Source organism: Nocardia sienata NBRC 100364 (genome assembly GCF_001613205.1).
In the GTDB taxonomy this organism is placed as follows: domain Bacteria; phylum Actinomycetota; class Actinomycetes; order Mycobacteriales; family Mycobacteriaceae; genus Nocardia; species Nocardia sienata.
Window position 1 is genome coordinate 1 of the sequence record NZ_BDBX01000087.1, and the last position, 13,120, is coordinate 13,120.

At 64.8% G+C, this 13,120-nt stretch carries 14 protein-coding genes and 4 tRNA genes; 17 read left to right on the forward strand and 1 reads right to left on the reverse strand.

The window, feature by feature from the left end; genetic code table 11:
* The first annotated feature begins 107 nt into the window (after window positions 1-107).
* Window positions 108-977 (forward strand): zinc metalloprotease HtpX, encoded by an 870-nt coding sequence (htpX, locus tag NS4_RS30325; protein ID WP_063062907.1) that lies wholly within the window; start codon window positions 108-110, stop codon window positions 975-977.
* Window positions 978-1,151: 174 nt separating this feature from the next.
* Here htpX and NS4_RS30330 read toward each other — a convergent pair whose 3' ends face one another.
* Window positions 1,152-1,643, reverse strand: coding sequence for a YajQ family cyclic di-GMP-binding protein (locus NS4_RS30330; RefSeq protein WP_063038104.1), 492 nt, complete (start codon window positions 1,641-1,643; stop codon window positions 1,152-1,154).
* 197 nt (window positions 1,644-1,840) lie between these two features.
* Between NS4_RS30330 and NS4_RS30335 the strand changes: the two genes are divergently transcribed.
* The 16 genes from NS4_RS30335 to rpoB all read left to right on the forward strand — a co-directional run.
* Window positions 1,841-1,926 (forward strand) — tRNA-Tyr (locus tag NS4_RS30335).
* Window positions 1,927-2,123: 197 nt separating this feature from the next.
* Window positions 2,124-2,196: transfer RNA gene (locus NS4_RS30340), tRNA-Thr, on the forward strand.
* A 70-nt stretch (window positions 2,197-2,266) separates the two neighbouring features.
* Window positions 2,267-2,339 (forward strand) — tRNA-Met (locus NS4_RS30345).
* Between the two features lie 44 nt (window positions 2,340-2,383).
* Window positions 2,384-2,554 carry a 50S ribosomal protein L33 gene (rpmG, locus tag NS4_RS30350; RefSeq protein ID WP_011211653.1) on the forward strand — a complete coding sequence of 57 codons (171 nt, stop codon included), beginning with the start codon at window positions 2,384-2,386 and terminating at the stop codon, window positions 2,552-2,554.
* A gap of 321 nt (window positions 2,555-2,875) precedes the next feature.
* On the forward strand, window positions 2,876-3,931 hold the full coding sequence (locus NS4_RS30355) for a fused (3R)-hydroxyacyl-ACP dehydratase subunits HadA/HadB (RefSeq protein ID WP_063062914.1): 1,056 nt from the start codon (window positions 2,876-2,878) through the stop codon (window positions 3,929-3,931).
* Between the two features lie 273 nt (window positions 3,932-4,204).
* Window positions 4,205-4,277 (forward strand) — tRNA-Trp (locus NS4_RS30360).
* Window positions 4,278-4,308: 31 nt separating this feature from the next.
* Window positions 4,309-4,710: a preprotein translocase subunit SecE gene (gene secE / locus NS4_RS30365; protein ID WP_063062908.1), complete on the forward strand. Its 402-nt coding sequence runs from the start codon at window positions 4,309-4,311 to the stop codon at window positions 4,708-4,710.
* 116 nt (window positions 4,711-4,826) lie between these two features.
* Complete coding sequence (gene nusG / locus NS4_RS30370; RefSeq protein ID WP_063062909.1) at window positions 4,827-5,603, forward strand: transcription termination/antitermination protein NusG; 777 nt, start codon at window positions 4,827-4,829, stop codon at window positions 5,601-5,603.
* Window positions 5,604-5,684: 81 nt separating this feature from the next.
* Window positions 5,685-6,119, forward strand: a complete 435-nt coding sequence (rplK, locus tag NS4_RS30375) for a 50S ribosomal protein L11 (RefSeq protein ID WP_030525641.1) — start codon at window positions 5,685-5,687, stop codon at window positions 6,117-6,119.
* Window positions 6,120-6,349: 230 nt separating this feature from the next.
* Window positions 6,350-7,063 (forward strand): 50S ribosomal protein L1, encoded by a 714-nt coding sequence (gene rplA / locus NS4_RS30380; RefSeq protein WP_063062910.1) that lies wholly within the window; start codon window positions 6,350-6,352, stop codon window positions 7,061-7,063.
* A gap of 71 nt (window positions 7,064-7,134) precedes the next feature.
* On the forward strand, window positions 7,135-7,272 hold the full coding sequence (locus NS4_RS32495; RefSeq protein ID WP_157106332.1) for a hypothetical protein: 138 nt from the start codon (window positions 7,135-7,137) through the stop codon (window positions 7,270-7,272).
* A complete protein-coding gene (locus NS4_RS30385) occupies window positions 7,269-7,829 on the forward strand; it encodes an NADPH-dependent FMN reductase (protein WP_063062911.1) in 561 nt (186 codons plus the stop codon). Before NS4_RS32495 ends, NS4_RS30385 begins: the two co-directional genes overlap by 4 nt.
* Before the next feature lie 340 nt (window positions 7,830-8,169).
* Window positions 8,170-8,709: a 50S ribosomal protein L10 gene (gene rplJ, locus NS4_RS30390; protein WP_063062912.1), complete on the forward strand. Its 540-nt coding sequence runs from the start codon at window positions 8,170-8,172 to the stop codon at window positions 8,707-8,709.
* 75 nt (window positions 8,710-8,784) lie between these two features.
* Window positions 8,785-9,165: a 50S ribosomal protein L7/L12 gene (gene rplL, locus NS4_RS30395; protein WP_030525645.1), complete on the forward strand. Its 381-nt coding sequence runs from the start codon at window positions 8,785-8,787 to the stop codon at window positions 9,163-9,165.
* 258 nt (window positions 9,166-9,423) lie between these two features.
* Entirely contained in the window at window positions 9,424-10,506 is a 1,083-nt protein-coding gene (locus tag NS4_RS30400) for an ABC transporter ATP-binding protein (protein WP_063062913.1), read from the forward strand.
* A 559-nt stretch (window positions 10,507-11,065) separates the two neighbouring features.
* A partial coding sequence (rpoB, locus tag NS4_RS30405; protein WP_084487856.1) for a DNA-directed RNA polymerase subunit beta occupies window positions 11,066-13,120 on the forward strand: 2,055 nt, incomplete at its 3' end.

Below are 13,120 nucleotides of genomic sequence, written 5' to 3' on the forward strand. Positions count from 1 at the left end.
CGCCGCCAAAAACACGGAACTTCGCGCGATTGGGGCTCGTTGTCCTCCTGTAGCGGTTCTGGCCGAAACTCGCGCGTCCGGTCGCGCGCCACGTATACAGGAGTGCTATGCACGGGCACGGGTTTGCGAATGGGATGAAAACGTTCGGGCTCATGGTCGGGCTCTCCGCGCTGATAGTCCTGGCGGGGGCAGCGTTCCGGAACACGACCATTCTGGTCGTCGCGGTTCTTCTCGCCGTGGCGATGAACGGTTATGCCTATTTCAACAGCGATAAGCTCGCGCTGAAGGCCATGCGGGCGCAGCCGGTGAGCGAGATCGAGGCGCCGGCCATCTACGGGATCGTCCGTGAGCTGGCTACGACCGCTCGGCAACCCATGCCCCGGCTGTACATAAGTCCCACGAACGCCCCGAACGCGTTCGCCACCGGGCGTAATCCGCGGCATGCGGTGGTGTGCTGCACCAGCGGTATTCTGCAAATCCTGGACGAGCGCGAATTACGGGCCGTGCTGGGTCACGAACTTTCCCATGTCTACAACCGGGATATCTTGATCTCTTCGGTTGCGGGGGCCATGGCCGCGGTGATTTCCGGACTGGCGAATTTTGCGTATTTCGCGGCGGCGTTCGGTGGGAACCGGGGTGGTTCCGGGCCGAATATCGTCGGTGTACTGCTGGTATCTCTGCTGGGTCCGATCGCCGCGGGGCTCATCAAAATGGCGGTGTCGCGTTCGCGGGAATACCAGGCCGACGAGTCGGGTGCCGAGCTGACCGGAGATCCGCTGGCGCTGGCGTCGGCGTTGCGCAAATTGGAGCGCGGGGTGCAGGCGGCGCCGTTGCCGCCCGAACCCCGGCTCACCGCGCAGTCGCATCTGATGATCGCCAATCCGTTCCGCGCCGGTGATCGGATGGCTCGGATGTTCTCGACGCATCCGCCGATGGCGGATCGGATCGCGCGACTGGAGCAGATGGCCGGTCGCTGAGAGGCCCGGGTCGGCGCTCCGCATGAGCGAGTCGGGCCCGCAGGCGGTAAAGGAGTGTGACCACGGAGGGCCCTCGCTCATGCGCGGTCGATACAGCATGAGCGAGTCGGGCCCGCAGGCGGTAGCGGAGTGTGACCACGGAGGGCCCTCGCTCATGCGAAATCGGTACAGCCGCTACCGGTAGTTCACGAACTGCAGGGCGATCCCGAAATCGTCGCCTTTGAGCAGTGCGATGACGGCTTGCAGGTCGTCTCGTTTCTTGCTGGTGACGCGTAACTCATCGCCCTGGATTTGCGCTTTTACGCCTTTGGGGCCTTCGTCGCGGATTTTCTTGGAGATCTTCTTGGCGTGCTCGGAATCGATACCCTGGACCAGGGTCCCGGTGATCTTGTAGGTCTTGCCGGAAGCGACCGGTTCGCCGGCGTCGAAAGCCTTGAGCGAGATATCGCGGCGAATGAGTTTTTCCTTGAACACCTCGAGCGCGGCTTTCACCCGCTCCTCGGATTCCGCGGTGAGTACCACCTTGTCCTCGCCGGACCATTCGATCCCCGCGCCCGTGCCCCGGAAGTCGTAGCGGGTGTTCAGTTCCTTCTCGGCCTGGTGCAGGGCGTTGTCGACCTCCTGCCGCTCGACCTTGCTGACGATGTCGAATGATGAATCGGCCACACTGCGCTCCTGTTCACTGTTGGATCACCCTGGGTGCTTACGCAAGCTACCTGGTCGGTGCGGCGACGCTGTGCGGCCATGGTGATCGACGGCAGTTCTGAGCATCTGGCCAGCCGGTTTGCATTCGGGGTGCGGGTTCGTTGTATCCTGCTCAGCGCACTGGGAAAGTGATCGTAGAGATCGAGAGTGCGGTACGAGGCAGGTTGCCCGAGCGGCCAATGGGAGCAGACTGTAAATCTGTCGGTGAAAGCCTACGTAGGTTCGAATCCTACACCTGCCACCAGGAAACCCCCGCCGGTGAACACCGGCGGGGGTTTTCTTTCGTTCGAGGTCGCCGCGGGTGCCGGCAAAGCCCGTCGGTTCGCCAGAAAATAGGCTCTGACCACTCGGTTTGGTGCTCTCGGTGGTCAGTGTGTACTCTCGTTCAAGTCTTCGAGGCAACGGGTAGGACTTCGTCGGTTCCCGCTGCCGAGAGGTCGTGCCCCCTTAGCTCAGTCGGCAGAGCGTTTCCATGGTAAGGAAAAGGTCAACGGTTCGATTCCGTTAGGGGGCTCGCCGGATTGCCGGTGGTGTCCCGACTCGGCACTCCAAGCCGCGGCGTCGCCGTCGCAGATGGCGTATAAGGCGGTGTAGCTCAGGCGGTAGAGCAAACGACTCATAATCGTTGTGTCGCCGGTTCGAGTCCGGCCATCGCTACCCATACTGATTGACCCTCTGGTTGACCGGAAAGAAGGCATATCGTGGCCGCGAAGTCCACCGATGTCCGGCCAAAGATCACCTTGGCCTGCGAGCAGTGCAAGCATCGCAACTACATCACCAAGAAGAACCGGCGCAACGACCCGGACCGGCTGGAGCTGAAGAAGTTCTGCCCGAACTGCGGTACGCACCGGGCGCATCGCGAATCTCGCTGAGCCTCGCGTGACGCCGCTGCGGTAGCAGCGGGTCCCGAGCGTCCGCGCGATTTCGGCGTGGCGGATGTTCACAGCACCACGGTGATAGGTTCTCGCCGGATCCCGGTCCGGCGAGCGGGGTGCTGCGGGGTTCGTATTCCTGCTCGACGGCAGCGTCCTGGTCCTCGAACCACCGACACTGCGGCCGATCGCCGGCCGTGGTCATGATCAGGCGGCTGCTCGGCCCTTTCGGTCACGCCGACTTCTATCTACGGGCCCGACGCCCAGCCGCCGTGCAGACTCCGTGCTGCGGGGTCAGATAGGTACAGTCCTCCCGTGACAATCAACACCGGTACAGACGAAGCGGTAGCGACGGATACGGATTTCGATCCCGCCGCCCATGCGGCCGCCATGGTCGGCCACCACTACCGTGTCGACGACTACTACGAGGTCGGCCGTGAGAAGGTGCGCGAATACGCGCGTGCCGTGCAGGACGGCCATCCGGCGCACTGGGACGAAGACGTCGCCCAGGAATTCGGCTATGACGGCCTGGTCGCCCCGCTGACCTTCGTCTCTCTCATCGGCATCCTTGCCCAGCGCAAGCTGTTCGAAACGGTCGTCACCGGTTACGACCTGAGTCAGATCATGCAGACCGACCAGATCCTGGAGTTCCACCGGCCCATCGTGGTCGGCGACCAGTTGATCTGCGATGTACACCTGCACTCCTTCCGGCAGGCGTTCGGCGGCGACATCATCGTCACAAAGAACATCGTCACCGATCAGCACGACGAGCTCGTACTCACGACGTACACGACCCTGGTCGGCCGCAGTGGTGGCGATATCGACCCCAACCTCAATCAGGCTGTCCGCAAGGTGCTCATGCACGGGATGGACGCGGCCCTGCCCGATCACACCCCGCGTACCCGGCACGTCGTTCCGGCACCGGCTGCCGGCGACGTGGTGCCGCCGACCCGGTTCGCCCGGCCGTTCGACGAGGTCTCCGTCGGTGATGAACTGCCCGCCCGTACTGTCCAGCTGACCCGTGGTGATCTGGTGAACTACGCCGGTGTCTCCGGCGACGCGAACCCGATCCACTGGAGCGACGAGGTCGTCAAACTGGTGGACCTCGACGCCTGCGTGGCGCACGGCATGCTCACCATGGGCCTGGGCGGCGGTTTCGTCACATCGTGGCTGGGCGATCCCGGCGCGGTGAAGGAGTACAACGTCCGGTTCACCAGCCCGGTGTTCGTGAGCGCCACCGAGCCGGCCGAAGTCGAGTACACCGGCAAGGTCAAGTCCATGGACGCGGAAACGAAGACCGCCGTGATCGCCATCGTGGCGAAATCCGGGGGCCGCAAGATTTTCGGTCGGGCAACGGCAACCGTCCAGTTGTCCTGACCTGGCCGAGCGACCCTGATTGGCTTCTGCCGCCGACCGTGCCGTACACTCGGGTTTCTGGGGTCACCAGCCGATGCGCGCTGCTCTGCAAGGCTGGTTCCAGGCGGGGTTTCCGACCAGTGGCCGTACCGGCTGAGTAGGCTCGGACCGACCGGTTGTACCGGCCCCGCCGACGGGGCCGGCACCTGCCGGGGCGGCGCGCGTGTTGTGTGACACCAGCACCGATAACTGAATATCGCATGTGGCTGGACCACGACAGTCCGGTTCAGCCGAAGGGGCGTAGCTCAAATGGCAGAGCAGCGGTCTCCAAAACCGCAGGTTGCAGGTTCAAGTCCTGTCGCCCCTGCCCTGGATAACGGCGACGAGAGAGGATCGACGTGACCGACGAGCGGGACACTCGCCGCGGCGGATATGGCGCCGACGACGGCGATGACACCGCCGCCGTGCAGCGGCCGAGCGGAAAGCGTTCCGCTCGCCGTAGTCGATCCGTCTCGTCCTCCGCATCCGATACCGGTTCGCTCGCGACCTTGGATCGGCCTGCCCGCAAGGGTGAGGCGAAGTCCGGCCGCGGTGAACGCGAACGGTCACGCAATCCGTTCGTGCGTTTGTTCAAGTTCCTGCGTGAGGTGATCGCGGAACTGCGGAAGGTTATCTGGCCCAACCGGAAGCAGATGGTCACCTATACGACCGTTGTTCTGGTGTTCGTGATCTTCATGGTCGCGTTCATCAGCGGGTTGGATCTGGCGTTCATCAAGGGTGTCGACTGGTTGTTCGGTTAGCCAGGTGACACCGGCGCCGTGAACCGATCCGCGCCGCGGGCCGGACGCAAGTCCTACGCCGCGCCCGAACCCGGCACGCAGAGGATGCACGTGACGACACAGGAAGCGAGTGCCCAGTGAGCACCCCGGAGAACGACACCACCGACGAGTTCCCGGTCGACGATCAGACGGCCGAGGAGGCCGCCGTATCCGTCGAGGAGCCGGCGTCCGACGCCGAGCCCGAGGCTGCCGACGAGGCCGCACCCGCAACCGCCGATGCGGAGGAGCCGGACCCGGTCGAGCAGATGAAGGCCGTGCTGCGCCGCGCTCCCGGTGACTGGTATGTCATCCACTCCTACGCCGGTTACGAGAACAAGGTGAAGACCAATCTCGAGACCCGTGTGCAGAACCTGGACCTGGAGGATTACATCTTCCAGGTGGAGGTGCCCACCGAAGAGGTCACCGAGATCAAGAACGGCCAGCGCAAGAGCGTCAACCGCAAGGTGCTGCCGGGCTACATCCTGGTCCGGATGGATCTGAACGACGAGTCCTGGGGTGCGGTCCGCAATACGCCGGGCGTCACCGGGTTCGTGGGCGCGACCTCGCGCCCCTCGCCGCTGACCATCAACGAAGTGGTGAAATTCCTGGTTCCGGCCTCGCAGCAGAAAAAGGCGCCCACGCCGGCCGCTGCCGCGTCCGGCACCGAGGCCGTCGGCGAGACCAAGGCCAAGCCCACCATCGAGGTCGATTTCGAGGTCGGCGAATCGGTGACGGTGATGGACGGTCCGTTCGCGACCCTGCCCGCCACCATCTCCGAGGTCAACGCCGAACAGCAGAAGCTCAAGGTGCTCGTCTCCATCTTCGGACGCGAGACCCCGGTCGAGCTGGAATTCACCAAGGTCGCCAAGATCTAGGCGGCGCCTGTGTTTCCCGGGGCCGTGGCCCCGGGTCGGAGCTTGCAGAGAGCAAGGAACACCACACCCTAGGAAAGAAAGATGCCCCCCAAGAAGAAGAAGCTCGCCGGGATCATCAAGCTTCAGATCCAGGCCGGCGCCGCGAACCCGGCTCCGCCGGTGGGTCCGGCGCTCGGTCAGCACGGCGTCAACATCATGGAGTTCTGCAAGGCGTACAACGCCGCGACCGAGTCGCAGCGTGGCAACGTCATCCCGGTCGAGATCTCGGTGTACGAGGACCGGTCCTTCGACTTCAAGCTGAAGACCCCGCCGGCCGCGAAGCTGCTGCTGAAGGCCGCCGGTGTGCAGAAGGGTTCGCCCGAGCCGCATCGCAACAAGGTCGCCACGGTGACCATGGACCAGGTGCGCGAGATCGCGAAGACCAAGCAGGAAGATCTGAACGCCAACGATATCGATCAGGCGGCCAAGATCATCGCCGGGACCGCGCGCTCGATGGGTATCACCGTCGAAGGCTGAGGTGCGATTCCTTCGCCTTCGCCGCGGCCCCGTGGTCACATCGACTCGGCCGCAGAAGGCGCAGGGCAGCCTCGCTATCGCGATCCCGCTCCGGGTGGGAGGGCCGGCCAGGCCCGATAACCACAGCTGAACCACGACATTGCGGCGTGAGCGCCGGGTGCGTAGGCGGGTAGCCTGCGTAACCACGAAGCGCCCCGGGAACGCCGCCAATAGAAACAGGACAGAGAAACATGGCAAAACGAAGCAAGGCGTACCTCGCCGCCGCCGAGAAGGTCGACCGCAGCAAGCTCTACTCGCCGCTGGCCGCGGCGCGGCTGGCCAAGGAGACCTCCACCACCAAGACGGACGCGACCGTCGAGGTCGCCATCCGGCTCGGCGTCGATCCCCGTAAGGCCGATCAGATGGTCCGCGGCACCGTGAACCTGCCGCACGGCACCGGTAAGACCGCCCGCGTCATCGTGTTCGCGGCCGGTGAGAAGGCGGCCGAGGCGGAAGCCGCGGGTGCCGACGCCGTGGGCGCCGAGGACCTGATCGAGCGGATCCAGGGCGGCTGGCTGGATTTCGACGCCGCGATCGCCACCCCCGACCAGATGGCCAAGGTCGGCCGTATCGCGCGTGTCCTGGGCCCGCGCGGTCTGATGCCGAACCCGAAGACCGGCACGGTCACCACCGATGTGACCAAAGCGGTCAACGACATCAAGGGCGGCAAGATCAACTTCCGGGTCGACAAGCAGGCCAACCTGCACATCGTCATCGGTAAGGCCTCGTTCGACGACAGCAAGCTGGTGGAGAACTACGGTGCCGCGCTGGACGAGATCCTGCGGGCCAAGCCGTCGACCGCCAAGGGGCGCTACGTCAAGAAGGTGACGGTCTCGACGAACACCGGACCGGGCATCCCGGTGGACCCGAACCGCACCCGCAACCTCCTGGACGAGGACGCGTAAGCGCTACCGGAACACAGAACCGCGAAACGGCGGGAGCGTCGGATGACGCTCCCGCCGTTTCGCGTGTCCGGGTGTCCCGGGCGCGGTTGCTGCCGGCAGCCGAGGGGCCCGGCCGCCTGGTCGGCGCCTGGGCGCCCGGCGCCGGCCGCGGCTACCCGGTCGCCGACGAGGACTATTTTCCGGCGGCCGGCGGTTGCCGCACTGTGTGACTGTGGTCTTGCTGATCTCCGGGAGTACGCGCGCCGGGTCGACCAATACGGCCGCGCTGCGCACAGTGCAGGCCGTGGCGCCGAGTGGGATCGAGGCGCGCTGGTACGGCGGACTGGCCGAGTTGCCCGCGTTCGTGCCAGAAGCCCCCGAGCCCGCCCCTCCCGCTGTGCTGCGGTTACGCGAGCAATTGTCGGCCGCCGACGCGGTGCTGTTCTGCACCCCCGAATACGCGGGTACGCTGCCGGGCAGCTTGAAGAACCTCCTGGACTGGACCGTGGGTACGGGCGATCTCTACGAGAAGCCGGCCGCATGGCTCACCGTCGCGCCACCCGGCCGGGGGGATGGAGCCGCGGCGACGCTGGCGAGTGTGCTCGGATACGTCGGTGCCGAAGTAGACGAGGCGAGCTGCGCTCGCCTGCCCCTGTCGCGGACGGATATCGGGGAAGACGGGCTCGTCGTCGCACCGGCATTCCGGGCCGATGCGGGGGAGGTGTTGCGCCGGCTGGTCGCGAATCGGCGAGGTACCGCCGGCCGGCCGAGCGCCGGTATCCACTAGGCGCGCGGGCGCCGGCGAGTCCGGTCAACCCGGCTATCGTGACCGTTTTGCCAGATGAGGCAGTGTCCGGCTATGCTCGATCAGGTTGTCGACCAGTTCGACACCACCAATCCGTTCTACCGAAGACCGTTGGTCGCCGATTTCGTATGGAATCGGTCGAAGGTCCGGCGAGAGTGCCGGCGGCCCACGCAGGGAGAGCCGAGGCTGGAAAATGTACACGCGCAAGCGTGTCGATATTTCTTTCGCGCCCCGGAACGCTCTGCGTTCGGGGCGCTTGTTCTTTTGCCGGCCCCTGATTCGGTAGGGCATATCCATACCGACATCAGAGAGGAGGCGAAGTATGGCGAAACCCGAAAAGGTAGCCGCGGTCGCGGAGATCGCCGAGCAGTTCAAGGGCTCGACGGCCGCAGTCGTCACGGAATACCGTGGCCTGTCCGTCGGTGCGCTCACCGAACTGCGTCGTGCGCTCGGTGCCGACGCCACGTACTCCGTCGCCAAGAACACCCTGGTGAAGCGCGCTGCGGCCGAGGCCGGCGTGGAGGGTCTGGACGATCTGTTCGTCGGACCCACCGCGATCGCGTTCATCTCCGGTGAGCCGGTCGACGCCGCCAAGGCGCTGAAGACCTTCGCCAAGGACCACAAGGCGCTCGTCATCAAGGGCGGCTACATGGACGGCGCTCCGCTGTCCGTGTCCGAGGTCGAGCGGATCGCCGATCTGGAGTCCCGCGAGGTCCTGCTGGCCAAGCTGGCCGGTGCCATGAAGGGCAACCTGGCCAAGGCCGCCGGTCTGTTCAACGCTCCCGCCTCGCAGGTGGCCCGCCTGGCCGCCGCGCTGCAGGAGAAGAAGCAGGCCGAAGGCGGCGAAGCCGCCGCGGAGTAAGACCCGCGTCACCATTCGCGGAACGGTCGACTCCGGCTCGCCCGCGCAGACATTCACTATCGAAAGGAAATATCAATGGCCAACGTTGATGAGCTGCTCGAAACCTTCGGCAACATGACCCTGCTGGAGCTCTCCGACTTCGTGAAGAAGTTCGAGGAGAAGTTCGAGGTCACCGCTGCTGCTCCGGTCGCCGTCGCCGCCGCCGGTGCCGCCCCGGCCGCCGCCGAGGCCGCCGAGGAGCAGGACGAGTTCGACGTCATCCTCGAGGGTGCCGGCGACAAGAAGATCCAGGTCATCAAGGTGGTCCGCGAGATCGTCTCCGGCCTGGGCCTGAAGGAGGCCAAGGACCTCGTCGAGGGCGCGCCGAAGCCGATCCTGGAGAAGGTCGCCAAGGAAGCCGCCGAGGCCGCCAAGGAGAAGCTGGAAGGCGCCGGCGCCAAGGTCTCGGTCAAGTAATACCGACCGGCACTGCCGGAAACGGGCGGTTCCCACGGGGGACCGCCCGTTTTCTTCGTATTACGACCGGTTTTCTCATGCGCTGGTTAACGGCGGTTCTACGGTCTCGAACTCGGCAACCATGGTTACTCTTCGGTCAGGTCGGGTGTGCTATGGGCGTGCCATGGGTTACAGTGACCGGACTCGCTGTGACGTGACGCACCGCTTCCGGGTCTGTGGTGCAAAGCGGGTAGCTCGCTGAGAAATGTGGAGGTTGGCGTGGGCGTCGAGGTCAGGACCGAGAGTGTAACCAAGTCGTTCGGTTCACAGCGGATTTGGCAGGACGTTTCTATTACCCTGCCTGCCGGTGAGGTCAGCGCGCTGCTGGGCCCGTCGGGTACCGGTAAGTCCGTATTCCTGAAGTCGCTGATCGGCCTGCTCCGGCCCGAGCGCGGCTCCATCTTCATCGGTGGTACCGATATCACCACCTGTTCCAACAAGGAGCTCTACGAGATCCGGAAGCTCTTCGGCGTGCTGTTCCAGGACGGCGCGCTGTTCGGTTCGATGAATCTCTTCGACAATGTCGCGTTCCCGCTGCGTGAGCACACGAAGAAATCCGAGTCCGAGATCCGCAAGATCGTCATGGAGAAGCTCGAGCTCACCGGTCTGCTCGGTGCCGAGGGCAAACTGCCCGGCGAGATCTCCGGTGGTATGCGTAAACGGGCCGGGCTGGCCCGGGCGCTCGTGCTCGATCCGCAGATCATCCTGGTCGACGAGCCCGACTCCGGTCTGGATCCGGTGCGTACCTCGTATCTGAGCCAACTGCTCATCGATATCAACGCCCAGATCGACGCCACGATCCTCATCGTGACCCACAACATCAACCTGGCCCGTACCGTGCCGGACAATATCGGCATGCTGTTCCGCCGGCAGCTGGTCATGTTCGGCCCGCGCGAGGTGCTGCTGACCAGTGAGGAGCCAGTGGTCAAGCAGTTCCTCAACGGGCGCATGATCGGCCCCATCGGTATGTCCGAGGAAAAGGACGAGGCCCAGATGGCGCGCGAGCAGGCGATGGTGGACGCCGGCCATCACCACGGTGGTGCCGAAGAGGTCGAGGGCATCATCCCGCAGATGAAGGCCCAGCCGGGGATGCCGGTGCGCCAGGCGGTGGAACGCCGCAAGAACCGGGTGCGTGAGATCATGCACACCCTGCCGCACGCCGCCCAGGTGGCCATCCGCGAGTCGCTCGATCAGAGCGACGAGACGATGGTCATGTCCTACAACTCGGGACAGCGCTCCGGTGACCGCGGTAACGATTTCCCCGGGTCGGATTACGACACCGCGCAGTACCCCAAGGTGTAAAAAAGCTTGTTTCCGAAAGCAGCGCGTCGGGTTCGTACCCGGCGCGCTGTTTCGTGTCCGGGGTGGGTTGTTCCCGGGCCGCTGTGGCCGCCGTATCCGGCCGGAACAGGGCCGATACGGCGGGGCGTTGGTGATCTTGTAGTGCGGTCGGCGTTCCGAAGGACGCCAGGTCGGCACGGCCACTTGACGAGTTTCGCCGGACCAGTCACGCTATTGGTGGCGGCTTCGGCCGCCGTCGGTAGTGGACGACCGCCAGCGCCGAATTCGTTGTCGGAGGCTCCGCCCGTGGACCGGAACGCAGCCAGCGGAACCGGCCCGGCGCGTCAGCCACGCAACGCTTCGCCGGGGTGGTACTTTGACACCTCCGTATAGGTAGGTGTAGGTTTGGACGTTGCGCTGGCTGCCTCCTGTCCATTCCTTGATCGCACTACGAAAGTCCCACCCTTCCGGTGTTGCTTCCGTTGTTTGCTGTTCGAGTCTCGTTCGGGTTGTGACCAGCGAGAATCCCAAAATGTAGCAGACAAGCGACGGTCGCGGACCACCACGCGACGCGCGTGAGGTGCTGGAAGGACGCATCTTGGCAGTCTCCACCCAGACAAGCGCCAATACGAAGCTGGGAGTTTCCGGGGGTATCCCCGGGGCTCCGTTGCGGGTGTCTTTCGCGAAGATCCGGGAGCCGCTGGAGGTGCCCGGACTTCTCGATCTACAAACGGAATCTTTCGCCTGGTTGGTCGGCACGCCGGATTGGCGTGAGCGGGCCGCCGCTCGCGGTGACGGCGGGCTGGTCGGCGGGCTCGAGGAGGTGCTCGAGGAGCTCTCGCCGATCGAGGACTTCTCCGGCTCCATGTCCCTGTCCTTCTCCGATCCTCGGTTCGAAGAGGTCAAGGCCTCGATCGACGAGTGCAAAGACAAGGACATGACCTACGCGGCGCCGCTGTTCGTCACCGCGGAGTTCATCAACAACAACACCGGCGAGATCAAGAGCCAGACGGTCTTCATGGGTGATTTCCCGATGATGACCGATAAGGGCACCTTCATCATCAACGGCACCGAGCGTGTCGTGGTCTCCCAGCTGGTGCGTTCGCCGGGTGTGTACTTCGATCACTCCGTCGACAAGAGCACCGAGAAGGATCTGCACAGCGTGCGGGTCATCCCGAGCCGTGGCGCGTGGCTGGAATTCGACGTCGACAAGCGCGACACCGTGGGTGTGCGTATCGACCGTAAGCGGCGTCAGCCGGTGACCGTGCTGCTCAAGGCCCTCGGCTGGACCAGCGAGGAGATCACCGAGCGCTTCGGATTCTCCGAGATCATGATGTCCACCCTGGAGAAGGACAATACGGCCGGCCAGGACGAGGCACTGCTCGATATCTACCGCAAGCTACGCCCGGGCGAACCGCCCACCAAGGAGTCCGCGCAGACCCTGCTGGAGAACCTGTTCTTCAAGGAGAAGCGCTACGACCTCGCGCGCGTCGGTCGCTACAAGATCAACAAGAAGCTCGGGCTGCACCCGGGTGAGGCGATCGACGGGTCCGTGCTGACCCGCGAGGACATCGTCTCGACCATCGAGTACCTGGTGCGCCTGCACTCCGGCGACCGCACGATGACCGCCCCCGGCGGCGTCGAGGTGCCGGTCGAGGTGGACGATATCGACCATTTCGGTAACCGTCGCCTGCGTACCGTCGGCGAGCTCATCCAGAACCAGATCCGGGTCGGCCTGTCCCGGATGGAGCGTGTGGTCCGCGAGCGGATGACCACCCAGGACGTCGAGGCCATCACGCCGCAGACCCTGATCAACATCCGTCCCGTCGTGGCCGCGATCAAGGAGTTCTTCGGAACCTCCCAGCTCTCGCAGTTCATGGACCAGAACAACCCGCTGTCGGGTCTGACCCACAAGCGTCGCCTCTCGGCGCTGGGCCCCGGTGGTCTGTCGCGTGAGCGCGCGGGCCTCGAGGTCCGCGACGTCCACCCCTCGCACTACGGCCGCATGTGTCCGATCGAGACCCCGGAAGGCCCGAACATCGGCCTGATCGGTTCGCTGTCGGTGTACGCGCGGGTGAATCCGTTCGGATTCATCGAGACCCCGTACCGCAAGGTGGAGAACGGCCGCGTCACCGATGAGGTCGTCTACCTGACCGCCGACGAGGAGGACCGGCACGTCCGGGCCCAGGCCAACTCCGCGGTCGACTCCGACGGCAATTTCGTCGAGGACCGGGTGCTGTGCCGCCGCGGTAACGAGGAAATGGAATTCGTCCCGGCCACCGAGGTCGATTACATGGACGTCTCTCCGCGCCAGATGGTGTCCGTCGCGACGGCGATGATTCCCTTCCTCGAGCACGATGACGCCAACCGTGCCCTGATGGGTGCGAACATGCAGCGTCAGGCCGTGCCGTTGATCCGTTCCGAGGCCCCCGTGGTGGGTACCGGTATGGAACTCCGCGCCGCGGTCGACGCGGGCGATGTCGTGGTCAACGACAAGGCCGGTGTGGTCGAGGAGGTTTCCGCGGACTACGTGACGGTCATGGCCGATGACGGCACCCGCAAGTCGTATCGGATGCGGAAGTTCGCCCGCTCGAATCAGGGCACGTGTGCCAACCAGCGGCCGATCGTTGATGAA